The sequence below is a fragment of the Neobacillus sp. NRS-1170 genome (assembly GCF_050468025.1).
The window spans coordinates 161,915-186,612 of record NZ_JBITPF010000014.1 but is presented as its reverse complement, the minus strand read 5'-3'; the positions used below and the strand labels follow the sequence as shown (position 1 = coordinate 186,612).

Annotated in this window: 23 protein-coding genes and 1 tRNA gene; 7 read left to right on the top strand and 17 right to left on the bottom strand. The window is 37.2% G+C overall.

What is annotated here, in order from left to right; all coding sequences use genetic code 11:
- Positions 1 to 16: 16 nt before the first annotated feature.
- The 3 genes from ACIFOT_RS06465 to ACIFOT_RS06455 all read right to left on the bottom strand — a co-directional run bounded on the left by ACIFOT_RS06465 (position 17) and on the right by ACIFOT_RS06455 (position 2,603).
- Positions 17 to 997: an NADPH:quinone oxidoreductase family protein gene (locus tag ACIFOT_RS06465; RefSeq protein WP_430063247.1), complete on the bottom strand. Its 981-nt coding sequence runs from the start codon at positions 995 to 997 to the stop codon at positions 17 to 19.
- A gap of 159 nt (positions 998 to 1,156) precedes the next feature.
- A complete protein-coding gene (locus ACIFOT_RS06460) occupies positions 1,157 to 1,936 on the bottom strand; it encodes a DODA-type extradiol aromatic ring-opening family dioxygenase (RefSeq protein WP_430063245.1) in 780 nt (259 codons plus the stop codon).
- Between the two features lie 22 nt (positions 1,937 to 1,958).
- The gene (locus ACIFOT_RS06455) at positions 1,959 to 2,603 is read right to left on the bottom strand and encodes an alpha/beta hydrolase (RefSeq protein ID WP_430063243.1); all 645 of its coding nucleotides are present in this window, start codon (positions 2,601 to 2,603) and stop codon (positions 1,959 to 1,961) included.
- A gap of 149 nt (positions 2,604 to 2,752) precedes the next feature.
- Here ACIFOT_RS06455 and ACIFOT_RS06450 point away from each other — a divergent pair, with 149 nt between their 5' ends.
- Positions 2,753 to 3,292: a helix-turn-helix domain-containing protein gene (locus ACIFOT_RS06450; protein WP_430063241.1), complete on the top strand. Its 540-nt coding sequence runs from the start codon at positions 2,753 to 2,755 to the stop codon at positions 3,290 to 3,292.
- Between the two features lie 29 nt (positions 3,293 to 3,321).
- Here the strand turns inward: ACIFOT_RS06450 and ACIFOT_RS06445 are convergent, their stop codons facing one another.
- The 3 genes from ACIFOT_RS06445 to ACIFOT_RS06435 all read right to left on the bottom strand — a co-directional run bounded on the left by ACIFOT_RS06445 (position 3,322) and on the right by ACIFOT_RS06435 (position 4,860).
- Positions 3,322 to 4,113, bottom strand: coding sequence for an alpha/beta fold hydrolase (locus ACIFOT_RS06445; RefSeq protein ID WP_430063239.1), 792 nt, complete (start codon positions 4,111 to 4,113; stop codon positions 3,322 to 3,324).
- A gap of 88 nt (positions 4,114 to 4,201) precedes the next feature.
- On the bottom strand, positions 4,202 to 4,450 hold the full coding sequence (locus tag ACIFOT_RS06440; RefSeq protein WP_430063238.1) for a hypothetical protein: 249 nt from the start codon (positions 4,448 to 4,450) through the stop codon (positions 4,202 to 4,204).
- 131 nt (positions 4,451 to 4,581) lie between these two features.
- Complete coding sequence (locus ACIFOT_RS06435) at positions 4,582 to 4,860, bottom strand: DUF1292 domain-containing protein (protein WP_430063237.1); 279 nt, start codon at positions 4,858 to 4,860, stop codon at positions 4,582 to 4,584.
- Between the two features lie 143 nt (positions 4,861 to 5,003).
- On the opposite strand from ACIFOT_RS06435, the gene ACIFOT_RS06430 reads away from it, so the two are divergent.
- Both ACIFOT_RS06430 and ACIFOT_RS06425 read left to right on the top strand, forming a co-directional pair.
- Positions 5,004 to 5,300, top strand: a complete 297-nt coding sequence (locus ACIFOT_RS06430; protein ID WP_430063235.1) for a hypothetical protein — start codon at positions 5,004 to 5,006, stop codon at positions 5,298 to 5,300.
- 33 nt (positions 5,301 to 5,333) lie between these two features.
- Positions 5,334 to 5,417: transfer RNA gene (locus tag ACIFOT_RS06425), tRNA-OTHER, on the top strand.
- Positions 5,418 to 5,465: 48 nt separating this feature from the next.
- Here the strand turns inward: ACIFOT_RS06425 and ACIFOT_RS06420 are convergent.
- The 8 genes from ACIFOT_RS06420 to ACIFOT_RS06385 form a co-directional block, all read right to left on the bottom strand.
- The gene (locus tag ACIFOT_RS06420; RefSeq protein ID WP_430063233.1) at positions 5,466 to 6,515 is read right to left on the bottom strand and encodes an alpha/beta fold hydrolase; all 1,050 of its coding nucleotides are present in this window, start codon (positions 6,513 to 6,515) and stop codon (positions 5,466 to 5,468) included.
- Positions 6,516 to 6,539: 24 nt separating this feature from the next.
- Positions 6,540 to 7,079: a hypothetical protein gene (locus tag ACIFOT_RS06415; protein ID WP_430063231.1), complete on the bottom strand. Its 540-nt coding sequence runs from the start codon at positions 7,077 to 7,079 to the stop codon at positions 6,540 to 6,542.
- A gap of 18 nt (positions 7,080 to 7,097) precedes the next feature.
- A complete protein-coding gene (locus ACIFOT_RS06410; RefSeq protein WP_430063230.1) occupies positions 7,098 to 7,712 on the bottom strand; it encodes a hypothetical protein in 615 nt (204 codons plus the stop codon).
- 94 nt (positions 7,713 to 7,806) lie between these two features.
- A complete protein-coding gene (locus ACIFOT_RS06405; RefSeq protein WP_430063228.1) occupies positions 7,807 to 9,078 on the bottom strand; it encodes an MFS transporter in 1,272 nt (423 codons plus the stop codon).
- Between the two features lie 125 nt (positions 9,079 to 9,203).
- Positions 9,204 to 11,108, bottom strand: coding sequence for an alkyl/aryl-sulfatase (locus ACIFOT_RS06400; protein ID WP_430063226.1), 1,905 nt, complete (start codon positions 11,106 to 11,108; stop codon positions 9,204 to 9,206).
- A gap of 147 nt (positions 11,109 to 11,255) precedes the next feature.
- On the bottom strand, positions 11,256 to 12,464 hold the full coding sequence (locus ACIFOT_RS06395; protein ID WP_430063224.1) for an iron-containing alcohol dehydrogenase: 1,209 nt from the start codon (positions 12,462 to 12,464) through the stop codon (positions 11,256 to 11,258).
- A gap of 45 nt (positions 12,465 to 12,509) precedes the next feature.
- Positions 12,510 to 14,030 carry an aldehyde dehydrogenase family protein gene (locus tag ACIFOT_RS06390; protein ID WP_430063222.1) on the bottom strand — a complete coding sequence of 507 codons (1,521 nt, stop codon included), beginning with the start codon at positions 14,028 to 14,030 and terminating at the stop codon, positions 12,510 to 12,512.
- 44 nt (positions 14,031 to 14,074) lie between these two features.
- Positions 14,075 to 15,592, bottom strand: a complete 1,518-nt coding sequence (locus tag ACIFOT_RS06385) for a long-chain-fatty-acid--CoA ligase (protein ID WP_430063220.1) — start codon at positions 15,590 to 15,592, stop codon at positions 14,075 to 14,077.
- A gap of 141 nt (positions 15,593 to 15,733) precedes the next feature.
- Between ACIFOT_RS06385 and ACIFOT_RS06380 the strand changes: the two genes are divergently transcribed.
- From ACIFOT_RS06380 to ACIFOT_RS06365, 4 genes are all read left to right on the top strand, one after another.
- Entirely contained in the window at positions 15,734 to 16,660 is a 927-nt protein-coding gene (locus tag ACIFOT_RS06380) for a LysR family transcriptional regulator (RefSeq protein WP_430063218.1), read from the top strand.
- 470 nt (positions 16,661 to 17,130) lie between these two features.
- Entirely contained in the window at positions 17,131 to 18,627 is a 1,497-nt protein-coding gene (locus ACIFOT_RS06375) for a spore germination protein (protein WP_430063216.1), read from the top strand.
- A gap of 20 nt (positions 18,628 to 18,647) precedes the next feature.
- Entirely contained in the window at positions 18,648 to 19,733 is a 1,086-nt protein-coding gene (locus ACIFOT_RS06370) for a GerAB/ArcD/ProY family transporter (RefSeq protein ID WP_430063214.1), read from the top strand.
- On the top strand, positions 19,726 to 20,808 hold the full coding sequence (locus tag ACIFOT_RS06365) for a Ger(x)C family spore germination protein (protein ID WP_430063212.1): 1,083 nt from the start codon (positions 19,726 to 19,728) through the stop codon (positions 20,806 to 20,808). The genes ACIFOT_RS06370 and ACIFOT_RS06365 overlap by 8 nt, the downstream gene beginning before the upstream one ends.
- 84 nt (positions 20,809 to 20,892) lie before the next feature.
- On the opposite strand, the gene ACIFOT_RS06360 is transcribed toward ACIFOT_RS06365, so the two are convergent.
- The 3 genes from ACIFOT_RS06360 to ACIFOT_RS06350 are packed head-to-tail and all read right to left on the bottom strand — an operon-like array spanning position 20,893 to position 24,585.
- Positions 20,893 to 22,011, bottom strand: a complete 1,119-nt coding sequence (locus tag ACIFOT_RS06360) for a Ger(x)C family spore germination protein (protein ID WP_430063210.1) — start codon at positions 22,009 to 22,011, stop codon at positions 20,893 to 20,895.
- Entirely contained in the window at positions 22,008 to 23,117 is a 1,110-nt protein-coding gene (locus tag ACIFOT_RS06355; protein ID WP_430063208.1) for a GerAB/ArcD/ProY family transporter, read from the bottom strand. The genes ACIFOT_RS06360 and ACIFOT_RS06355 overlap by 4 nt, the downstream gene beginning before the upstream one ends.
- Complete coding sequence (locus ACIFOT_RS06350; protein ID WP_430063206.1) at positions 23,107 to 24,585, bottom strand: spore germination protein; 1,479 nt, start codon at positions 24,583 to 24,585, stop codon at positions 23,107 to 23,109. The genes ACIFOT_RS06355 and ACIFOT_RS06350 overlap by 11 nt, the downstream gene beginning before the upstream one ends.
- Between the last annotated feature and the right edge of the window lie 113 nt (positions 24,586 to 24,698).

The following is a 24,698-nucleotide window of genomic DNA, read 5'->3' as shown; positions in this document are numbered from 1 at the left end:
CCCCCGTATGATTGATTTAAACTTTTACTACAACTTTCCCCCACGTTTTCCTCGTTGCAAGTAAATTTAAGGCATCCGGTACATCTTGAAAGTCAAACTCTTTATAAATGAGAGGTTTGATTTTTCCTTGTTCATATAAACTGATTAGTTCCTCATGTTCTTGATACACTTTTTCAGGATATAACCGATTAAAATAACCCCAGTGGACACCAACAATCGAATAATTTTTTACTAAGACATGATTGGCTGGAATACTTGGAATGTTACCTCCAGCAAACCCGATTACCAAAATCCTGCCATCGAATGCAATGCATTTTCGGGAACGGTCAAAAACCTCGCCGCCAACCGGGTCATAAATTACATCTGCACCTTTCCCATCAGTTTCTCTTTTCACCACTTCAACAAAGTCCTCTGTTAAGTAATCAATGACGACGTCAGCACCAAGCTGTCTACAAATTTCTGTTTTTTCCGAACCGCCTGCAGTTGCTATTACAAATGCGCCTGCTGCTTTTCCTAACTGAATAGCTGCAGAACCAACGCCCCCTGCTCCAGCATGAACAAGTAATACCTCGCCGTTTTGGATATTAGCCCGATTAAATAAGGCGTAATAAGTGGTGTGGTATGTAATAAACATCGAAGCAGCTTCATTCCAGCTCATTGATTCAGGAATGGGATAGACCGAACCCTCTTCAACAGAAACGTATTCCGCTAAACCTCCATGCGGCTTTTGTGGTAATGCTAACACTCGCTGCCCCTCTTTAAACCTGCTGCCTTCTTTAGCTTGAACCACTATTCCGGATACCTCTGATCCAATCGTAAATGGAAGCGGCGGTTTTTCTTGATATTTTCCTTGACATAAAAGGATATCAAAAAAATTAAGCGCAACCGACCTAACTTGGATTAATACTTCGTTTTCCCCACGTTCTGGTTTTTCCCCATTCTCCATTCTTAGAACATTGGAAGGCTCCCCAAGTTCTTTAACTAGCCAGCTTTTCATGATTTTTCCCCCATCTTTTATTAATTGTTGAAAGCATTGTTTACATTTATAAGAATAATAACAATATTCATAAAATTTATCAATTTATTTAGTTTATCGAAAAATAGAAAACAAAAAAAGGCCAGTTTTCTGACCTTTTTGCCTTAAAATATTATAGTCTTACCCAAACTGCCAAACACTATGTGCTAGATTTCCATATCGGAAGCTTCGATGTAATAAGCTTGCTTTTTTCACATCGTCAGCAGCTCCCATGGCATAAAACAAGGGAATAAAATGTTCCTTTCCATAAGGCGGTACACTATATTCTGCATATGGAGCCAAAGAATCATACTTGAATAGTGACTCTACATCCCAATTTTGCAGGTGATGGGCCAACCAATCCTCGAACTCAAGGGCCCATTGATCAACCTGGCCATTATCAGCCCATTTCAGTGCTCTCAGATTATGAGATGTTCCTCCGCTAGCAATGATTAAAACGTCATTAGCTCTTAAAGCAGTTAAGGATTTCCCAATTTTATACTGTTCCATAGGAGTAAGTTTTGGGTTAATGGACATGGCGATGACTGGAATATCAGCATTTGGAAAAAGTAAACGGAGGACAACCCATGCGCCGTGGTCCAATCCGCGTGAAGTTTCTACTTCAAACGGAATATCGTTTGCTTTGAGCAAATTCTTTATTTCCTCTGAAATTTGCTCATCCCCTTTAGCCGGGTATTTAATCGTATATAGGGCAGGATCGAATCCCCCGAAATCATAAATGGTGCTGTATTCTTTAACTTCACTTACTTTTTGATGCTCGGACTCCCAATGTGCTGAAAATAATACGATGGCTTTTGGACGCGGCAAATCTTTACCAATTTGATTTAAGAAATCTGTATATTCATTCTTCTCCACTGCAAGCAGCGGTGCACCATGAGCGATAAAGAAAGATGGCATCATGTCTAATTCCTCCCTTTTAGTTTTATTGTTCAAGAATTTCAAAAAGCCATTTCATAAAATCCTGCTGATTTTGTGGAGAAACAGAATGACCTTCCTGATAGGTTTTAAAGGTTACATTTGCACCTAATTCTCTAAAATATTCATTATTGGCTACTCCCCATTCAAAAGGAAGAACTTGGTCCATTTCCCCATGAGAAATAAATAGGGATAGGTTATTAACAGGTTTTATTTCATACTCTTCCTTAACAAAACCAGGAATATATCCGCTAAGGGCAACGATGCCTTTTATCCTGTCCCCTAAGTTAAGACCAAGTGTCATGGAAAGAATGGCACCTTGGCTAAAACCAAGTAAGAACAAATTATTTAGGTCTAAAAGATATTCTTGGCATGCATAATCAATAAAGCTTGCAAGCTTATTTATCCCTTCATCGAACACTTCACGGTGCGGTTTCCCATAACCCTGAATTGTAAAGAAGGCAAAACCAGGAGGCTGCGGCAGATGACCTCTTATACTGAAAATGTAAAATTGTCCTTCTAATTCCTTTACCAATGGCAGCATATTTTGTTCATTACTGCCAATTCCATGCATGAGAAATATGGCTGGATACGTTTTATTCGGATCTATTTGATTTGGTTGACGAAGTTCATAAACCATTGGAGAAATCATTTTTGCAACATCCCTTCGTTATTAAAAAAATGTTTTCAAATATGAATCTTTGTTGTTTATAAGATAACAAGTAAGCGAGTGGATTGTCAATTATTTATTTGCTAATATATAAATAAGTTTTTTATTAAGAAACTTATGAGGTGATTTAATTGGATATTGGTTCAAAAATTCGTGCAATCCGAAATCGAAAGAAAATTACGATTGCTCAAATGTGCGAAGGCACCGGTCTTTCCAAGGGTTTTATAAGCAATGTAGAAAACAATAATACTTCTCCGTCAATAAATACACTTCAGACAATTGCTAACTTCCTAGGGGTTCCTTTACCTTATCTTTTGTTGGAGAAAAAGCAACATATGCACGTTGTCAGAAAAAATGAGCGCACCTACTCTTCCTTTAATCAATTAAAGATTGAGCACATTTCTTCAAAAGGCGGCTTACGGATGATGAGTGTAGAGTTTCCGCCAGGTGCATCGATGGGGGAAGCGAATTCACACCAAGGAGAAGAGTGTCATTTAGTATTAGAAGGAAAAGTTCTTGCTGAACAAGGGGAGGATTCAATCATCTTAGAAGAGGGAGATTCCTTCAGTTGGAATGCAAGTGTACCGCATTTTGTGAAAAATATTGGAGATCAAAAGGCGGTTGTATTAATTTCTGTCTATTCAGATACAGAACTAAATGACTTGTTTTAAGAGGAACCGTTATGGTTCCTCTTCTTCCATTAACAGCATTCATAAATAGATGATAAAAAAAGCTTCATATCGGAGATAAGTTCTTTCGGCTCTTCATACATACTCATATGGCCGGCATTTTTAATAACAGATTGTCTGATAGTGGCCTTCTTCACCGAGAATGTTTTTTCAGCAGGAATAATTTGATCGTGCTCACCTGCGATTAATAAAACTGGCAGATTGGTTGTCTCCAATACTTTATTTCGGTCAGGCCTGTCTTTCATCGCAATTAATGTACCTATGGCACCCTGTGGGGGTGTTGCAAAGCCGATCTTCTTTGCCGTTTCAACATACGTTTCATTTTGATGATCAGCAGAAAAAAGTTTCGGGATTAGGCCCTCGATTAAAGGTTGGATTCCTTCGTGTTTGATTTTTTCGGCATTGGCATCTCTTCCCTTTTTCGCTTCATCTGAATCAGGAAAGGCAGTAGAATGAACCAAGGAGAATCCTTTCAATCGGTCACTGTATTTTTCAGCAAAGGCTAGTGTTATATAACCGCCTAATGAATGGCCAAACATCGTCACTTTCTGGATCGTTAATTCATCAAGAAGACCTTTTATTCGATTGGCAAAATCATCAATCGTACATGTATCTTCAAAAGGATCCGATTGACCATGGCCTGGCAAATCCGGAACAATCACGCGGTAATTTTTGGAGAGCTCAGGTACAACTTCTTCCCAATATTGTGAACTTCCGCAAAACCCATGCAATAGGACGATTGGTTCTCCTTCACCTTGGTCCGTATAAGCAATCGTTGAATTTTCAAACTCCAGTTTCTTCATCAATTTTCACCCCAAATATTTTTAATGTTTTCAATACTAATCATATAAAAAAGCATTACTTAATGAAAAAGTAATGCTCTGCATTTATTTACCCAATCTGTTCCTCTTCATGATCATTAGAAAGAAGTGATCTTTTATTTGGTACGAGTGATAAATTTGATTTTTTTAATAAGTAATCCAAATGTTCAACGGGCATCGATCCATACCCTCTTCCATCGGGAAGCATGAATTGGATGGTGATTCCGTTATTAGAGATGACAGTTAACGAGTCAGCAGAATTAAAATAACTTTGAATAGCTTGGGAAATTTGAAATTTTGTTCCTTCCTTAATAGACATTACGTCTCTCCTTTGATGATTTTTCTCTGATTAGTATTCCGTAAATTTCTTTATTCATACATAATTTTTCCAATGAATAACCAATCAAAAAAAAGAGGTAAATTCATTACCTCCCTGGGAATATCTTATTCTTATTCTTCCGCTTCTTCCTCATCCATCATTTCATTAAAGGCAGCGGATACCTTATCAAACTCCTCATCGCTTTCAATGGCGGAAAAATCTCCATCTTCATCTACTTTCAAAAAGAAGATATCAATATCATCATCTGTTTCTTGTTTTACATCTTCTGCAAAAGCAACAGCGACAAAATCAGAGCCTTCAATATTCATTACGCCAAGTACTTCAACTTCCTGTTCATCGTCATTCTCGTCACTGATGGTAAATATTTCGCCTACTTCGATTTTACTCATCTCTAAACCTCCTCTTCTAATAGTGTAAATCATCCTTCAAACAGTATGTCTAAATTAGGAGAAAATCATTCTCCAGTACAAAATCAACATTTTTCTTAAAAAACTTTTATAATGAATCTATAACAATAAAAGGAGAATTCTTTATGAATCGAAAAATGATCGAAGAAAAAATCATTGAGAACTTTAAGGGTGAGGAGAAAATGATGATACTCGTTTTTGCCCAATGGTGTGTGAATCATGAGCTGGATCCCGAAGAATTATATCTAAAGGCATATCCATATCAGGCTTCAAACCCAGCCTTAAAAGAAGCAATCGAGTTAACTGTGCCGAAGGAAGAAGCTGGAGAAGTAGAGGACCAAACCTTGCTTGGAGTTCTATCGTTGTTTGGAAACGATGATTTGGCATTTGTGGTTACAGAAGAAATAAAAAAGATGAAATGAATAATTCCATCCATAAAGGTCATATTACAAATAGGACTTGTAGCTCAAAGTAGAGCAACTGGCAGTCATTAACGTTGACTGTTATGTGTTTTGCGGGTTCGACCCCCGCCAAGTCCTTTGATTTAAAAAAGCAGACATCCACCTAAGGGATGTCTGTTTTTTTATTTATGATCGAGCCGAAAGCCAATTATCCCAAACTTCAGCGAATACCCCAGTCAATGCGAGGGAAACATGTCCACCTTCATAAACCTCATAAGTTTTATCTTTACTTGAAACAAGGTCCATCAATGGAAGACTTTGCTTTTCTAATATTATTGTGTCACGAGAGCAAGAGAAGACAAAAAGCGGGCAGTTTATATTCTTTAAATCCACCTTCCTGCCGCCAATCACCAATTCTCCCTTTAAGAGTTTGTTCTCTTGATAGAGATCGTTAAACAATTGTTTGAATGCAGCACCTGCAAACGAAACAGAGTCCTTCGTCCACTTATCCATTCGGCGCCACTTTTCTACATATTTCTCATCATGTGCACGGGTGACAAGATTGATTGTAGAACTGGCAAAACCCGGTGATACCATCCTAAATATCAAATACATAATTTCTGATGGAATGGTTCCATGTGCATCGGCAAAACGGTCAAGATTTAGCTGCCCTGTTTGTAGTCCTTCCAGTAAATTATTAGGAAAGATGCCAATACTAAAATCGATTGGAACGGCTGCAAGGGATAAATTCTTAATTGGCAGATCCGTTATGGAAGCCAAGATGGCTGCAATAGTTCCACCCAGACAGTAACCGGCAAGAGATATTTCCTTTGCATCTGAATGTCTTAAAGCTCGTTTAAGGGCGTTCTCCAAATAATCAATGATATAATTTTCAAGGGTGATATCAGAATCTTCAAGCCCGGGGGATCCCCAATCCAATAGGTAGACATCATAGCCGCGCTCGGTTAGTCCGCCTACAACACTGCTTCCTTCACCGATATCAAGAATGTATGCCTTATTTAACAAAGAGTAGACAAGAAATACTGGAATGGCATGTCTTTTTTCCTTTGCAGGATGATACCATAAGGTTGCTTTATTTTTCTTCCAGACAATCTGTCTTGGGGTAGGGACAATCTCTGGCTTTGGCTCGGTCATAATTTTATAAAGCTGGTTCCAACGTTTCGATTCTTTTTCTAAGTTTAAGCTTGGAAAAAGGTTTGTTCCTAATGCGTTCATTATTTATCACTGCTCTCTTCAAAGTTATTTATTAATACCGGTGAGCACCAGTTCTTTATCCTGCTTTTTTTCCGGTTCTTTTTTCTGCTTCTCCGGACGAATTTCGAAGAGACCTCTCTCTATTTCTTCCTGAAGGCCAGCATTTATTTTTTGTGTTTCCGCCACAGCTTGGGCCATCTTTTGGAATTCATCCTTCATTTGGATAACAATATTAACTACATCTTCGAACATTCCTAAATTTTCTTTCGTAATGGAGCTTACACTTTCTTGCAATTTCCAAATTTGTTCTTCTAAAAGATCAATTTTTTCTTCTGTCTGAATAGAAAGCTTTGCGGCATTAGCAACATCTTTTTTTGTCGGGATATTCATTAGCGTCGCAAAAAGTTCTTGGCTTTTTCTAAGTCGTTCTAGGTACATTGAATAGGTGTTAAGGCCGGAACTCGCTGTACGAACAAATTCTTTGTTGTCTGCCAAGTTATATAATAGGCCATTTAATTGTTGGTCCCACATTTCACCCAATTTGTTAAATCCAATAAATGGTTCAAAGATTTTATCATTTGACATGCTGCTGATCTCCTTAAATTAAGACTTTGTAATTTCTTCAGTTTTTTCCAAATATTTATTTAACGGGAAAATAAGTTCTTTGAATGGTGTAGCAAACAGATTAGTAAATCCCTTTTGAAATTCATATAGCGGATTTCCAGCTTGTTTAACCATTTGGATAAATTGCAGTCTTCCTTTTTTCCTAAGATCCATATATTGATCAATCATTTCTAGGTATTTCTCAATCGCCTGGCTGTTTTCAATGAACTGACATGGAGTACTTAAGCGTGACAATACTCTTTTTTGAATTTGATTCATTTGCGCATTCCACTCCTCATAAGACTGAATCGGAAAAAAATGCTGCAAGGTGGTGGTAGACATTAAAAATTCATCCCGTGCAGTCTTTTCCCATTCAGTAAATTCCTTTGTAAATTGCTCAGCAATAGCTTTTATATTTCCCTGATTCCGTTGTACACCTTCAGAGAGTCGTTTAGAGAAGACTTCGTCACGATGTTCAGCACACTTTGCCCATTCATCTAATTCTTGATAACCATATCTCCAAAGCAGGTCTAGGCTGGAAAGCGATGCTCCTTTTACGCCATCGACAGTGATTTCTTTTGTTGATTTTTTTAGATTTTCTTTTTTTACAGCCACATTACGCACATCCTTAATAAAAATAGATTTGGTTTAGTTTGAAATATAGGTTCTTAAAGATTCCGATTGAAATAGTCTCTAATCAAAGTTGTCATTAGAGGTTCACTGTTCTTTTTTCATTCTTTGTTGCACTTCTTTGTTTTGGCTTTGCGAAAAGGAACATGCACATCGCTGTAACCACCATTGCAACAGAGATTCCATAAATGGATGAGCTAAAACCCACTGCTGAATTTGCACCTGAAGATTGAATGAGCTTTCCAAAAATAAGGGGAGCAAAAATACCTGATGAAGTCATGATTCCATAATAAGTTCCTGTCATAAGGCCTCTCCGTTCAGGATATAAACTAATGATCACTGCTGGATTAAGATTTCCAGCTGCAGCCACTAACGTATACACGATAGAAAGGATAAGGATGATTGAACCCTTTCCAGTAACTAAGGGATATAACGCGTATATAATGCCTCCTAGGATCAGACTACTGGCAGAAAAAAGAATTCTTGACTTCCATAAATTTAGCGTTTTTTTGTAAATACGATCTGAAATGATTGCCATTACTAATGCCAGTATCGCGCCAATTAAACCAGATATAGCAATGATTTTTCCAGACTGTTGTTCAGTGAACCCCTTAACTTTCATTAGATAGGCGGGATTAAAGGTAAGTCCAAAGACAATATAAGAAAAGCCGATACATGCAGCTAAGGATGTAAAAATAAAAATAGGAGATCGTAACGCTTTCCACTTGTCTTTCCCATTTGTCTCTAGTTTGTTTTCCCGTTTTCTTTCCTCTTCTTCAAACAAAACATCTGGTTTCAGTCTTCCGAGCCAGAGCCAGCCAATTAACCAGACAAAGCTAATAATGCCCGAAATTAAAAACGTTTGTTTCCAACCAAAATTTGACATTAGATAAACTACAGTTGGAGCTGAAACCGCTATCCCCACAACATTGCCAAAATTTAGGATGGATATGGCTAATCCACGTGATTCCGGTTTAAACCATTTACTAATATGACTGGCTGCGGTTGCTTGGAAAGGACCCTCTCCTATACCTAGTAATACCCTGCTAAATAAAAGTAGTGGAAGGCCAGAAACAATTATCACCATTGATTGCGCAATGGTCCAAATAATCGCCATAACTATCAATAATTTTTCTGTTCCATAACGATCTGATAAAGAAGCCCCTAATATTCCAGCTAATGGGAATAACCAAAAAAAACTGCTTCCTACCATTCCAAATTGAGAGAAAGATAGATTCAAATCCTTCATAATATGAATTCCGGCTAACCCTGTAATGGATTTATCGGAAAAATTAACAATAGACAAAATAAAAAGTGCAAGTAAAATAACCCATTTGGTCCAACCTTTCATTCGTACTCCTGCCTCTCAACAAATATTTATTAATTTTTAATGGCATTAACTCTTTATCTTAAGGGGGAAAACACCTGCATTGTTCACCTTATAGCGGATAAATTTAAGCAGGTGCTTATTGTTAATTAAGGTGTTACGATATTGGATAATCTGTCAAACTCGTCTAATAGTGATAAAAAGTCATTCAATTTTGTTTGATCACCAGAAATGTTTAATTTACCTGCTGCTGCTGCTTGTTCTGGTGAAAGCAAGCCAAGTCCAACCCCAAAGAATGTTAATCGTTCCAGGGTTAAGGAAACATCCGGATTAGCGTCTAATTTTCCAGTCTTATAAATCAAAACGGAGTTTTCTAAATACATAGCAAATTTTTGGTTAATATCTGATAGAACTACATTCAACGTTATTTTTTTACCTTCTGCCCTTAGTCCGTTTAGTTTAACGGCGATCAGCTTTAAGAAATCCTCGATTGGCATATGGTTGATAATTCCGGAAACATCTAATGGGGCAAGATCTTTATTGATTCCATTCCTGAGTTCGGAAGCACCAACAAGGTAAATATTACGCCAATTGGCTGATTCAGCTTGGTAACCCAATTGTTCGTAGGCATCTGCCAATAAATTTTTGGCTTCCGAATTTTCCGGGTCAGCCATTACGACATTTTTTAATACTTGAGCTACCCAGCGATATTCCCCATTTTCAAAATCGGCTTTTGCTTTTTCCAAAATGGCTGACGCCCCGCCCATGTATTCTACATATTTCAGACCCCTTTCCACTTGTGGTAATGGATCTAAATCGGAAGGATTTGCACTATAATAGCCCAAATAATAATTGTATATCCCCTTTGAATTATGCTTCAACGTACCGTAATATCCTCGATTTCCCCAATACGTATCTAATGATTTGGGAAGTTTGATTGTTTCCGCTATTTCCTCCATCGTATATCCGTTATTGGCTAAACGTACAGTCTGGTCGTGCATATATTTATATAAATCACGCTGCAATTTTAAATGTCCTAAAGCACGCTCTTTGCCCCAAACAGGCCATGCATGAATCATGAGCAAGGCATCAATCTCTTCGTTTTCAAATAAATCGATGGTTTTATCGAGTGAATTGGCCCAATGCAGGGCATCCCGAGTTTTTGCCCCTCTTACCGTATAAATTTGATGCATCAATTGATTGGCGTTCTCTGAGACAAATAATGCTTTATAATCTCGTATATAAAAATGCATTTCAGCTGGTGCTTCAGTGTTCGGGGTCAACAAGAATTGAAAGGTTACCCCGTCGATTTCCATCGTTTGGGTTTCATTTTCAATTTCAATCGTTGGCAGTGCAAAACTCATGGTTCCAGAGCTCATCGTATTACCTATACCAATTGATACCGAACCCTCCCTGCCATCTGGAATATTTTTTCCGAACTGATACTCGGCACGGCGCGCCATAATGGTACCCAAAAGCACATTTTCACTTAATGCTTCCTTTGTAAAATGCTGTGGGGCTATAATTGGAATATCTGGGTTCTCCGCATATTTTTGAACTGCTTGAATACCGCCGAAATGGTCAGCATGGCTTTGACTAATAATGATGGCTGAAACTGGCTTTCTTGGACGATGTTTATAATATAATTCCATTGCGGCTTCTGCAGATTCAGTACTTCCTAATGCATCACAGACAATGACTCCTTGTTTACCTTCAAAAAAGAAAGTGGTAGCCATGGATTGCCCACGCACTTGATAAATACCTTCTACAACTTCAAATAAACCAGATATTGCTTGTAATTGGGCATTTCTCCAAAGGCTTGGGTTCACTGTCTCCGGAGCAGTATCGTGAAGAAAATCTAACTGATTGATGTCCCAAACGACTTCCCCAGAAGGACCTTTTAGGATGGTAGATTCCAAAGGTGCAATAAAACCGCGGTTCGCATCCTCAAAATCCTGTAGGTCGTCGAAATTTAGTGATTCATATACTGCTAAATTTACTTTTTTTGTAAAAGAAGTGGCGGACTTAGATTGATTTAATATTTTACTAATCATATAAACCTCCGAGGATTGTGTTTTTTTAAAATGCTACAAAAAAGGAAAACACTTTTGACTTCCTGGCAATAAGGTCCGGTCTGGAGACCATACATGAACAGGAGGTTTTCAAGTGTTTTCCGTGTGACAAGATTGCCTATGGTCGTGTTAAGCCTCTATTGCTTTTAGCTCAAACACTTCGTTTATCACTTTGGTGATAATTGGCGCTGGTATCTTGAAGAAAACTCCTGCAGGGTCATGATGTACAGCCGGCACCAATAGGTGAAGCTTGTCTTCGTTACATTCAAAGTCAGCAAAAGAATCAGGTAAATTTACCGCTTTACGTAAATCTCTTATATATTCGATAACTTCCTCTAAGCATTTTTCAGGTTGTTCTGATGGATTCTCGATACCTAGAGCTTGGGCAAATCCAGTGATTCGCGGCAAATAGTAGGCAGGCAAAGATTCCATAACATTTGGCAAAAGCACAGCATTAGCCAGTCCGTGCGGGATATTGAATTTTGCCCCTATCGCATGTGCCATATTGTGAACTGGAACGGCATTCAGACATAAGCAGAAAGCAGAAATGGCCATCGAACTTGCCATCAGCATATTCGCTCTAGCTGAAAGTTCGTCCCCTTTGTGCACCGCAGTCTGTAAATTATCAACAATCATACGAATCGATTGCAGGGCATACGCATCTGTCATTGGATTGGCCTTCGGTGAAAAATAAGCTTCCACTGCATGGGTCAAGGCATCAAATCCTGTAAAGGCCGTGATCTTAGGAGGAAGCCCTACTGTTAAATCCGGGTCCAAAATCGCCATATCCGCATTGATGAATGGATGAAGCAGGTTTGATTTAATTCCAAGATTTTCATTAAGGATAACCGCTACTGGTGATACCTCTGCTCCTGTTCCCGCCGTTGTCGCAATGGCTACATGCGGAATCGGAATATAGTTGGCTTCTGGCCACCACTCCATCACATTTCCTGTTAGAAGAGATTGACGAATATCATCCAAACCTTTATGGAGCATCCACTTGATACCTTTTACTGTATCTAAGACGCTGCCGCCGCCAAGTGCAATTAGGGCATCACCATTGCACTCTTTAAAAAAACGAGCACCGCGATTAATGATTCCACCTTTTGCATCTTGTTCGATTTCATCAAACACTCCAACAAGCTCTGGTGTACCAGGCATGATTTCAAACAATTCTTTAATTTGATCAGTAATTCCAGCCTGGGTTAAACCTCTATCCGTGAAAAGTACTGCCCGTTTCCCCCCAAGCCCTTTAATCATTTCAGGAAGCAAAGTCCTTGATCCCGCCCCGCTATTTACAACAGTTCGAACAGAAAATTGAAAAAATGATGTCGACATAGAGTCACCTGCTTTTTTATTTTTGTATTAAAAAATGAATCTTTATTATCCCAATAATATTTGGTACCAATGTTTTTGGCTTACTTCAGGTACAAGTGAACAGTGTACATGCTTTAGTTGCGAATATTCGTCTAGTGCATAACGGCCCAATTCGCGCCCGAAACCGCTTTGCTTGTATCCTCCAAAAGGAGCATCACTGCGGAGCATGTGCCAATCATTAATCCAGATCGTTCCAGCTTTTAATTCACTGGCTATTTTCATTCCTTTATTTACATCCTTTGTCCAAATTCCGCCTGCTAACCCATAAATAGTGTCATTCGCAATTTCGATTGCCTCTTCAACAGTGGAGTAACGGATGACTGAAAGCACAGGACCAAAGATTTCTTCTCTAGCAATCTTCATGTCGTTATGAACATCTGCAAAAATGGTAGGCTCAATATAATAGCCATTTTCAAATCCTTTAACAATGGCACGCTTTCCTCCGCAGACCAATCTCGCCCCTTCTTGAATGCCAGATTCAATATAAGAAAGTACGGTATCCAATTGTTGCTGTGATACCATCGGTCCCATTCCCGTTGCGATATCTAATGGATTTCCAATTTTAATCGTGCTTGCAAGTTCAGCTAATTGTTCAATAACTTGATCATAAATGGAATCATGCACTAATACTCGCGTACCGGATTCACAAACCTGCCCTGAGTGTGTCAAGAATCCAAATAATATACCAGGTATGGTAATGCTCATGTCAGCATCAGGCAATACGATTGCCGGTGATTTCCCGCCTAACTCAAGAGTGACGCGTTTTACCGTTTTAGATGCTTGCTCCATAATCCGGCTCCCTACTTCTGTAGAACCGGTAAAAGCCACTTTGTCAACACTTGGATGAGTGACAAGAGCTTCTCCAATACTGGCACCCGGCCCTGATACAACATTGAATACACCTGCCGGAATTCCTGCTTCAGCTGCCAATTCCGCTAATTTCAAGGTAGATAGCGGTGTATTGGATGCTGGTTTGACTACGATCGAGTTACCCATAGCCAACGCAGGAGCAATTTTCCACATAGCTAAAATCATTGGAAAGTTCCAAGCAGTCACCGCTGCTACAACTCCAAGCGGCTCCCGCCAGACTTGGTTATTGCTTGGTCCAGGAAATGGTAGATTAGGAAGAGACTCAACATACGGATACTCGACAGTAAACTTTGCGGTTTGTTGTAAGAGATCCACAATGGATAGGATGTCCAAGTTGGAAATACGACGGACTGTTGCCCCCGAGCTAATTGACTCTAAATAACCCAATTCATCCGCATGTTCAATGATCTTGTTTCCAAATTGGACAAGTAAGTGAGCACGTTCTTGTGGAGATTTTTTAGACCACACTCCCGAATCAAACGCCTGACGGGCAGATAAAACGGCCGCCTCCACATCTTCTTTCCCGGCTTTCGCCACCTTTGCTGCGACTTCACCAGTTGCAGGGTTTATAACAGTAAACGTTTCTCCGCTTATAGATGGCGTCCGCTCCCCGTTTATGAAGAGTGGAAATTCCAATGTTTGCACTATTGATTCCATAGAAATTCCTCCTTGTAATTTTTTTAGAAAAATTCTCTATCAAACTAATTAACTTCCACATGTTCAACTTGCAATGCTCTTTTCAAAATTTTACCTGTACTGTTTTTAGGTAATTCTTTCATAAATTCCACTTGCTTTGGCTGCTTGTACTTTACAAGCTTGTCCTGGCAGAAATGCAAGATACTATCCACCGTTAGACATTCATCATTAGATACAACGAAAGCCTTTACAATCTCTCCATATTCTTTATCGGTAACCCCGATTACAGCTACTTCCACAATTGCTGGGTGTTGATATAATACTTCTTCCACTTCCCGCGGATATACGTTGTACCCGCCAACGATGATCATATCTTTTTTACGGTCAACAATATAGATGTAGCCTTCTTCATCCATTCGCGCCAAATCTCCTGTATAAAACCAACCATCTTTCAATGCTGAAGATGTAGCTTCCGGCATACCTAAATACCCCATCATCACATTCGGACCTTTTACAATCAATTCTCCAATTTCGCCTCTTTGAACTTCCAATCCATTCGGGTCAACCACTTTATTCTTGACTTTCGGTATATCTATACCAACTGAACCTGGTTTCCGGGTTCCCCGCATTGGATTGAATGCTGTTACAGGAGCCGTTTCAGAAAGGCCATACCCTTCTAAAACATGAACCTTATACTTTTCTTCGAATCTATGTAATAATTCCACAGGAATCGAAGCACCGCCTGAAAAACAAACTCTTATCGATGAAAAATCTTCAGCCGTCGCTTTTTGCACCTGTAACAAAAAGCTAAACATGGTCGGAACTCCGGCAAAAATCGTCGCATTCTCTCTTCTAATCGTGTTAATCACTTCAGTTGGGCTAAATTTAGGAACAATGACAATGGTTGCCCCGCAGGAAATCGGAATGTTAATACAAGTCGCGATACAAAAAACATGGAACATAGGCAGTACCGCAATAATACGATCTTCTTCAGTGAACTCTGTAAGCTGGGTCATAGAATCAGCATTGGATGCTAAATTTCGATGGGAAAGCATGGCACCTTTAGGCTTACCTGTTGTGCCGGAAGTATAAAGAATAACTGCTAAATCTTCCTCTTCAATGGAAGGGCTTTCAAATTTTTCTTTTGTATCATGAATTAGACTCTCCCAAGAACATTCGGGATCGATTGAATCTGTGTAGATAACCATCTTCAAGTTTTCAAGTTTCTCTTTTAATGCAGATATTGTGGCACTTAAAGATGAATGTGCAATCACTGCTTTCGCATGGCTATTTGATAAAATATAAGAAATTTCTCCTGATGTGAAGGTTGGATTAATTGGAATAACTACTGCACCTGCCCGAAGAATCCCAAAGTAAGCAGTTATAAACTCAGGACAATTACCAAGAATTAAAGCGACTCTATCACCCTTTCTGATTCCTGCTGCGGATAGTCCGGATGCAGTACAATCTACCAATTTATCAAATTCTGAGTAGGTTTTACTTTGATTCAGAAATGTATAGGCAATATTACTTGGAAATCTTGCTGCACTGTTCTTTAAGCACTCATTCAAATTCAAACTCATATCTCCCTTCCCCCTCCAATCAATATTTTTTAGAAAATTAAGATTTTCTTGAATTTATTATATATATAATTTACACTTAAATAAAATTACTATTACTGAAGAATATATAAGCTGAACTTCTATATTAAAAGGAGAATTTCGATGCATATAGAACAATTGGAATACATTGTAAAAGTTGCGGAAACAGGATCTATATCAATAGCAGCAGAAACTCTGCATGTTTCTCAATCGGGAATCAGTCAATCCATTACTAGATTAGAAGAAGAATTGGGCATTAAAATATTTAAACGCCATCGACGACTTGGCGCCGTTCCAACAGATGAGGGAAAAACGCTGATTAAAAAGGCATATGAAGTAATTTTGAAGCTTCAAGAATTTAAAGAAGCAGCCCAAACCTATAACACTGTCAATTCCGGAAATTTAAAATTATCATCTATTCCCGGATTTATGCTATTCCTGTTAGAACCTTTATCTTCATATAAAAATGCCTATCCAAATGTTGATATAGAAATTTCAGAAAAACCGGTCCAGCATATTATCGAGCAAGTGGAAAAAAATCAAATAGACATTGGACTAATTACGATTTACGGAGATTTATTAAAGAAAAGAGAAGATTTACTATTTGAAGTTATCCTTCAAGGAAAGATGGTGGTGTCCGTCGGCAAAAAGTCACCATTTGCAATGACTAAAACTATAACACCTCAACAACTGATGTCTCAAAATGTTATTTTATATAATGGTGATTATGTAAAACAATTTGCAAGTAAGTTAATGAGTAAATTTGGGCCTATGAATATTTTATTTACAACAGATAATACAGAAGTAATTAAAAAAGCGATTGCAGAAGGCTTAGGAGTTACTATATTACCTGATTTTACCATGTTAAATAATCCAGAAGTTTTAAGCGGTGAAATAGTCCCTGTCGAAATAGTAGAGTATGACCAAGAAACTATTGGTCTAGGGTGGGTCCGCTCCAATCAATATAAATTTTTAAAAAATACAAAGAGATTTTTGGAACATTTTAAATTCCACTCCCGGATGCTGACTTACTCATTACAAAATGATTAGTGTTAAAGAAAACTCCCTTTTAAAATGAAGGGAGTTTTCTTTGTAGAACTCAATTATTAATTAAAACGTGTTTTTAACTCATCTAGGGTCAGTTTACCCATTTTTTCAACTGGCTTATTTGTAGTTGAGAAATATGGATTGGTAGTCATAAAATTCTTTTCAATATAGTTAAAGTCAGTAATGTCAACAACCCCGTCTTTATTAAGATCTTCTTTTAATTTATCTCCCGTATGGTTAATCCAGCGTAAGAAAAGACAATCTTCTAAAATTAAAAAGCACTATATCCATTTTCTTAAATCTGAAATGAATAATTATATAAATTTGCCCTATTCAACATTTGAATAGGGCTTTCTATTTATTCAGTTTCATTTTTTTTAAAATGCAATTAACATTTCACCCCATTATTACCAAAATTGAATAAAATCCTCCATTTTACACAAAATGAAAAAAATGATTTAAGAGGGATTTAGATGCAGATAAAAAAAGGCGATAAGGACAATAGCAATACCTCTAACAAAACACACAATCAAAATTGGCTTGAAAGATTATCCAAATCGAATGATTTCGTTCACGAGCATACTTCCTTAAGAGAAGAGGAGCCTTTTTGGATTTCATATTATCGCACCCTCATATCATCTGACATATTACATAAAGATGTTCTGCCCTATTTACAGGAACATCTATCACTCGAGGAATTAAAAAGTAAAATCCCTGTTCAAGAGATTATTTTTACTAAAAATTCAGATGAAATCATCCAGAACATTTTAAATGGATCGTTGGCTATTCAAAAGCAACAACATGATGAAGAATGTTTATTAATCAATATTGCGAACAGTAAATTTCGCGATGTTAGCATGCCAATGATGGAATCCTCTGCATTAGGCCCGCAGGTTGGATTTATTGAAGAATTAGACACCAATATTAATCTTATCCGTAAAAGACTGCCTGTTCCAGAACTGCTCGTCCATGAAATGAAGGTGGGCGAACTATCAAAAACTAGAGTAGCAGTACTATATATGGATGGAATTGCCGATATAGAAAACGTAAACACAGTCATCCAAAGAATTAAAGATATTCAATATGACCATATTCAGGACAGTTCATATATTACGTCAATGATTGAGGACAATTCTAATTCTTTGTTTCCTCAATCAATTTCAACCGAACGAACAGATCGAGTTGCTGCTGGACTAACAGAGGGAAAAATAATCATTGCAGTAGATGGATCACCAAATTTAGGCATTCTTCCCGTCACCTTAATGGAATCTTTTATTGCAATGGAGGATTATAGTTACTCATGGATCATAGGGAATTTCTTTCGTTTATTACGATTACTTTCCGTATTTATCTCGGGTATGGTAACTCCGATGTATGTAGCCATCATGACCTATCATTATGAGTTGATTCCTGCTCGTTTATTGGAGACGCTTGTTGGCTCAAGAGCATCCGTGCCCTTTCCCCCATTTTTGGAGGCGCTTTTTTTAGAATTAATGATCGAAATGGTGAAAGAGGCTGGAATCCGCTTGCCGCTTAAAATTGGACAATCTCTTGGGGTCGTGGGTGGTATTGTAATCGGGCAAGCTGTGGTGGAAGCGGGGTTAACAAGTAATGTACTGCTTATTTTAGTTGGACTCGGAACTTTAGCTTCCTATACTTCACCTATTTATAAATTTAGTAATACCATTCGATTTCTTAAGTTTCCAACCATTTTTCTCGCCCAATGGTTTGGTTTGTTTGGAGTGTTTTTAACCTTCCAATTTGTCCAAGTCCATTTACTGCGCTTAACGTCACTGGGACGTCCCTATATAAGCCAGTATCCAATACGTACTACTTCCTTTCAAGATTTATGGGTGAGACTTCCGTTTTCCATGCAAAAAGAAAACCCAAAAAACTTGCGGCCCCAAAAGAAGAGAAAATCAACTGGGACCGGAAAGAATCCAGAGCCAATGAACGATTTTTATGAATAATTCGTAAAGGAGAATTCCATTTGCAAGCGAATATCAGGCATCAAGTTTCTCCTTACTTAGTCTTCTTTATTATCTACAATTCGCAAGTCGGTGTAGGTATATTAGGTTTTCAAAGAATCATTAGCGCTAAAGCTGGATATGATGCCTGGATAGGTGTACTAGTTGCCGGGTGTTTAGTTCAAGCATTTATATGGATGGTGTATAAACTGCTGGGAAAAGCCGAAGGAGATATTATCGATGTTCATACTAATCTTTTTGGAAATCTTCTAGGCAAATTTTTTAGCTTTTTCATCATCCTATATTACTGGTTGGCCAGTGTATCTGTTTTAGATGGATTTATAGAAATCGTTCAAGTTTGGATGTTTCCTACGATACCATCTTGGATTCTATCTTCTTTACTTCTAATATTAGTGTACTATGGTATTTCTGGAGGATTTCGGACAATTGCCGGCATATCTTTTTTATCGTTTGTTTTTCCTCAATTATTGTTAATTTACCTTTATATTTTCCCGTTAAAAATTGCTCATTTTGCCAATTTGATGCCAATCATGAACCATTCCTTCAATGAAATGATGGATTCCATTAAAAGCTCGATGTATACTTTAGCGGGAACCGAAGCATTATTGATGTACTATCCATTTATAAGGGATCCTAAAGCCTCGAAAAAATTCGCTCATTTAGGAGTACTGTTTACTACTTTACTATATACCGTCTCTTCAATTGTTTCCTTTACATTTTATAGTGAAAGTCAGTTGAAAACGACGATTTGGCCGGAACTATCTTTAACAAAAATAATTAAGCTGTCGTTCTTAGAGCGATTTGAATACTTATATATTTCCATGTATTTAATTATCGTTACTTCATTGATTGCACTTTTATTATGGTGCTCAAGCAGAGGCTTAAAGAAGATATTTTGTAAGAAACAAAAGTATGCATTACTTATTCTCAGCCTATTAAGTGTGGGCCTTTCTCAATTCATACCCGAAAGCTTCAAGGAACTGTTGGATAAAATGATAACGCAAATGAATTTATACATTTTTTACGGCTACATCCCTTTACTATTACTTGTTTTTACCATTTTAAAAAGGGGTAAGCAAAATGGTTAATCGGTTATCAATTTGGTTGTTTCTTACAGTATTATTATCAGGTTGTTCCTTCCTCCCTACCAATATTGTAAATGAAATCAATTTGATACAGGGGGTGGGATATGATTTTGCCGAAAAAAAGGACATAAAGGGGACCATTGTATTCCCAATTATTAATAAAGACAAAACTTCCTCTTCTGAAGTCAAAACAGCCTTCGGTGAGTCTAGTAAAGAACTTCGGACAAAATTAAGTAACGAAACACGGTTTCGCTTGGTAAGCGGACAGTTGAGGTTAGCGCTATATGGAAAAACTCTGGCTCAAAAAGGGCTTAATGATTTTGTGGATACCTTAAACCGCGATCCGTCAATTGGGAGTCTTGTTCAAATGGCCATTGTTGATGGTGACGCTAATGAGCTGCTAAAGATGAAAAAATATAAATCGGAGAATATTTCAATTTATTTACAAGAAATGCTAGATCAAAATATGGAATATGGACGGTTGCCACGGACTGATTTACAAACCTTTTTATTTCAATTATTTCAAATAGGACAGGATCCTTATTTACCTTTGATTAAAAAGGTTGACAGTAATATTCAGATTACTGGATTGGCGATTTTCAATTATGATCAATATGTTACATCTATTTCATTAGAAGATCTTTTCATCTTTAAAGGATTACTTGATCAAAACAGGAATGGTATAAACCGATTTATTTTAGAAAACAGTGATAAGGTTGTTCTTGAAACACTCAACTCTAATACAAAGTATAAAGTAAAAATTGTAAACGGGAGACCAGAGTTTTCGATTCATCTCAAAATGAAAACAAAACTTCAAGAGTTCGCTCCTTCTGAGAAACAAAGACAGGCCTTTGATAAAAAGAAATATCAAAAACAGGTTGAACAGAAATTAGAAAAAAGTGCCTTAAAACTCATCACCCAATTTAAAAACCATCAGGTAGACCCTCTCGGTTTAGGAGCAAAATATAAAGAACATTATCGCGGATTTAATGAAAAACAATGGAAAAAGTATTACCCCAACGTAAAAGTTCGTGTCATTGCAGATGTAGATATCCAACAAACTGGAATTGTTGATTAACGATGATATAAAAATGACCCATCCATCGTAGTAAGGATTATATGCCTTCACCACGCTAGATGGGTTGTTTTCTGGGTTATATGATTAAAAAATAATCCCTCTTCTTACAGTTTCAACTTTGACCTTTATTTTAAAAGGCATTTCCGGATATGTCTTTTCCCAATCTAATTTTTTCCACTCTTTAGGATGATCCGCAATTAAATAGCGACCAATTCCGAAGGCGTCACAATTAGCACTTTTTAGCGTATCCACCATTGCATTCGCTTCTTTCTCGATTCTTTGTGCCACTTTTTTATTGAGTTCCGACTCCTCTTTTTGCTCAAATAATGACCCTTTTGGGTATTCATTTATTTCGATAAACAGCTTGAGATCTATGGTTGCAGTTGGATTCCCTTTTACTATTTTTATATTCATATCTCTTTTTGTTTTTAACACGGAAAAAGAGACATAATTTTTTACATTTTGACCTTCAATGGTTTCTAGACTTTCGGTCAGCTTAATATCCTTGCTCTTTTCTCCTTTTGCTATTAAAAATATAATTGGTTTGTTACCTTTTAACGTTTTACCTGTAAAGCTTCTCTTGTGAAACAGGGCAATTCCTGTAACCTTTACCGTTCCTTTATCTATTTTTTCGATATATGGAAGTGTAAAATCCTCTCCTTCGTCAAACATACTTGTAAGTATCGTTTGCTGATTTTCAACAGGAACGATGGTGTGTTCTTCTGCACTTTTTATTAGATCAATCAATGCTTCACTTATCAAATTTTCCTTTAATTTTTTCATTTTGATAATATCTGAAGCTTCGCCTTTCACTACCGCTACTTTTGCTACAAGAGAACTTCTGGGATCACGAAAAAAGACATCAAAGTAAGGATAAAGGTCCTTTCTTGCAATTTTGTCCCCGATCAATACGATTCTTAATTTATTTGGTTCATAAACACCCGGAATTTGTTTGTCTACTTCTAATCTGGTTTCCCTTATAGTATTTGATATTTCTTCAACGATGTAGTTAATCGACTCACTTTGACCGCCTGTAATCATTTTACTTGTTCGGATTGCTGTGGTAGCTTTAACTTTGTTGTTTTTGGCTATGTCGATGCCAATACTTAAAACAAGCGAGCTATCCTTTAACAGTTTTTCATCCCAGCATCCTGTCAGGACAAGTAAAACCATTAAAATCAAAAAACCTTTTCCTATTATCATTTAGGTTCCCCTTCATTCATGTCTTTCCGATAGAAAAGGAAGGACGATATGATAGCCAATAACGGTATTCCTACGGAAAAAATGGAACTTAAAATGTTTATAAGTTTAAACTGAGTAATAATGGATTCTCTTGATACCGGAATGAATAGAACAAGAAAATAAACAAGTCCTGTGATTATAAGCGTTGGAATGGTTCGTTTTTTTAAATGAAATAACGTACCAATTCCGATATTTGTTAGATAAATATAAGAGACATAGCTGGTCATCATCATGACAATCCATAAAGAAACAATAATGATATCCAGCCTCTCAATGACTCCAAAGATTGTAATTGATTTAAATAAATACAAAATTGGCTGCGGGATCAAAATTAATTCCTTTGAACTAAAAAATAAAATACAGGTTAAGATCACAAAAATGTAGGTGAATGTAATGAACACAATGGAAAACAAAGAGGACTTTACCTTGCTTTTTAGATTACCCTTAACAAAAGGTAAAATGATCAATAAACTATCAAACCCTAAAAACGAAGGAATGCTGCTTCTGCTTCCTTTTAAGATATTGAGAAAGCTAACTTCATTTATCGGAAATAAGTATTTCCAATGAAGGTAAGGCAAAGAACCAAGATTCATCAGCATAAGAAAAATAATAATCCAAAAACAAAGCTGAAAAAAGCGTGTTATCATTCTTAAGTTTTCCTTGCCTAAATATATTCCCAACATAAACATAAGGAATAAGATCACTGAAGCAGGGGTAGAGGTTAGTATCCAGCTTTTAATTGTTTCCATGTATATCCGATTAATACTCATACAAATGAGGAAAAAATAAATCAGGTAGCCGACTATGATTAACCTCCCTACCCATTTTCCAAAGATCACCATGCAAATTTCATAAATAGTTTTTTTGGGGAATCGACGATGCAAATAAAGGTAAGTCAAAGCCAAAAATATAGCGATTGAACCAGTTATCAAAATCGATATCCACGAGGCTTGTCTAGCATCTTTAAAAACCAAATTTGGAAAGGATAATATGCCTTCACCTATGGTTGCCAATACAATGAAAAAGAACATCTGAAAACAGGAAATACTCTCCTTATTATTCTCCATCCCCCGCCCACCCCTTTTTCCCAGTGGATTGTTTTTCATTGATTGGTTTTGCTGTACTTGGCCTGGTCTTCATTTTCCAATATGGTACTCTTATTAGTGTGTCTTTTAAATCAGACACACGAATAGGACCTAGTGGCGCAAAATAGGGAGCACCGAAAGATTCTAATTTTACCAAGTGAATCATTAAAAACATAAACCCTACTACGATTCCCACTAAACCTAACAGCGCTGCCGCAAAAATCATTGGAAAACTTAATAAACGAATCGAGGAACTCATTTCATGAATAGGCACAGTGAAGGAAGAGATTGCCGTAATAGCAATGACAATGATCATGGTATTTGAAACGAGATTTGCTTCTACAATTGCTGTACCGATTACTAACCCCCCAACAATGGCTACCGTTTGCGCCATGGAAGTAGGAAGCCGGATTGCCGCTTCTCTTAATAGTTCGAGTGTAAGCTGCATAATCAGGGCTTCGATAACAGGGGGATATGGGACATATTCCAAACTCGATTTAATATTTGTCACTAATTCATATGGAAGCACCTCATAATGAAAGGAAACGATCGCAATATAAATGGAAGGTAAACTAATGCTAATAAAGAAACCTAACAGTCGGATTATTCGTAAAAACGAACCTAAAATAAATCTAGAATTATAATCATCCGGAGATTGATAAAAGGAAAAGAAGGTTACAGGCATAATTGATGCAGTGGCGCTTCCCTCCACCAAAACCGCAATTCGACCATCCATCAAGTTTGCGACGACACGGTCTGGTCTTTCTGTTTCTAAAATTTGCGGAAATGGAGAGAATGAGCTATCCTCAATAAACTCTTCCAATTTTCCAGGTGTTAGATTATTATCAAGTTTAATTAAAGAAATCCGTTTTTTAACAATGTTAATCACTTCTGGGTTTGCTATATTTTCTAAATAAAGAATAGAAACATTCGTGGTTATATCGCCACTACCAACACTTAACAGTTCGTTTTTTAAATTTGGTGTTCTAACACGATTCCTTAGAATATTTATATTTTTATTTAAACTTTCAACAAACCCGTCGTGAGAACCACTTACGATTTTTTCTGAATCAGGTTCCTTTATGGAGCGGGTTTCAAATAATCCGGTATCCAGCAGGAAAGCGATGTTCGAATTTCCCTCAAAAATTGCAACTTTACCATCCATAATACCAGAATAAATTTTTTTAAAGTTATCAGTTGCACTTATATTCGCTATAGGTATATCGACGATGGAGTCTTTATAATCTAACTTATAAATTTCATTTACAATTCTGCCGTTAACGATATCTTTATTTGTAATCGAATCGATATAAGTAATCCCAATCTTCCGTTCTTTTATATCGAAAACTCTTGTCTTAAAATCATGTATGTTAGAAAATGTATTATTCACCGTTTGAATATTCAAATGAAAATCCGAATGAATGGTATCGGTTAATGTTTCCTCTGACATCCTAATCCTCCACATAATAGGTAGTTATAGGTTTCTTCATTTACCTAAGACCTATTCGTTCATACTTCAACTTAATAAAAAAGACACCACATTAATAATGTGATGTCTTCAGA

Coding starts and splice junctions, on each gene's coding strand:
- ACIFOT_RS06465 (WP_430063247.1), bottom strand. CDS start 997: ATGAAAAGCTGGCTAGTTAAAGAACTTGGGGAGCCTTCCAATGTTCTA.
- ACIFOT_RS06460 (WP_430063245.1), bottom strand. CDS start 1,936: ATGATGCCATCTTTCTTTATCGCTCATGGTGCACCGCTGCTTGCAGTG.
- ACIFOT_RS06455 (WP_430063243.1), bottom strand. CDS start 2,603: ATGATTTCTCCAATGGTTTATGAACTTCGTCAACCAAATCAAATAGAT.
- ACIFOT_RS06445 (WP_430063239.1), bottom strand. CDS start 4,113: ATGAAGAAACTGGAGTTTGAAAATTCAACGATTGCTTATACGGACCAA.
- ACIFOT_RS06440 (WP_430063238.1), bottom strand. CDS start 4,450: ATGTCTATTAAGGAAGGAACAAAATTTCAAATTTCCCAAGCTATTCAA.
- ACIFOT_RS06435 (WP_430063237.1), bottom strand. CDS start 4,860: ATGAGTAAAATCGAAGTAGGCGAAATATTTACCATCAGTGACGAGAAT.
- ACIFOT_RS06430 (WP_430063235.1), top strand. CDS start 5,004: ATGAATCGAAAAATGATCGAAGAAAAAATCATTGAGAACTTTAAGGGT.
- ACIFOT_RS06420 (WP_430063233.1), bottom strand. CDS start 6,515: ATGAACGCATTAGGAACAAACCTTTTTCCAAGCTTAAACTTAGAAAAA.
- ACIFOT_RS06415 (WP_430063231.1), bottom strand. CDS start 7,079: ATGTCAAATGATAAAATCTTTGAACCATTTATTGGATTTAACAAATTG.
- ACIFOT_RS06405 (WP_430063228.1), bottom strand. CDS start 9,078: ATGAAAGGTTGGACCAAATGGGTTATTTTACTTGCACTTTTTATTTTG.
- ACIFOT_RS06400 (WP_430063226.1), bottom strand. CDS start 11,108: ATGATTAGTAAAATATTAAATCAATCTAAGTCCGCCACTTCTTTTACA.
- ACIFOT_RS06395 (WP_430063224.1), bottom strand. CDS start 12,464: ATGTCGACATCATTTTTTCAATTTTCTGTTCGAACTGTTGTAAATAGC.
- ACIFOT_RS06390 (WP_430063222.1), bottom strand. CDS start 14,030: ATGGAATCAATAGTGCAAACATTGGAATTTCCACTCTTCATAAACGGG.
- ACIFOT_RS06385 (WP_430063220.1), bottom strand. CDS start 15,592: ATGAGTTTGAATTTGAATGAGTGCTTAAAGAACAGTGCAGCAAGATTT.
- ACIFOT_RS06380 (WP_430063218.1), top strand. CDS start 15,734: ATGCATATAGAACAATTGGAATACATTGTAAAAGTTGCGGAAACAGGA.
- ACIFOT_RS06375 (WP_430063216.1), top strand. CDS start 17,131: ATGCAGATAAAAAAAGGCGATAAGGACAATAGCAATACCTCTAACAAA.
- ACIFOT_RS06365 (WP_430063212.1), top strand. CDS start 19,726: ATGGTTAATCGGTTATCAATTTGGTTGTTTCTTACAGTATTATTATCA.
- ACIFOT_RS06360 (WP_430063210.1), bottom strand. CDS start 22,011: ATGATAATAGGAAAAGGTTTTTTGATTTTAATGGTTTTACTTGTCCTG.
- ACIFOT_RS06355 (WP_430063208.1), bottom strand. CDS start 23,117: ATGGAGAATAATAAGGAGAGTATTTCCTGTTTTCAGATGTTCTTTTTC.
- ACIFOT_RS06350 (WP_430063206.1), bottom strand. CDS start 24,585: ATGTCAGAGGAAACATTAACCGATACCATTCATTCGGATTTTCATTTG.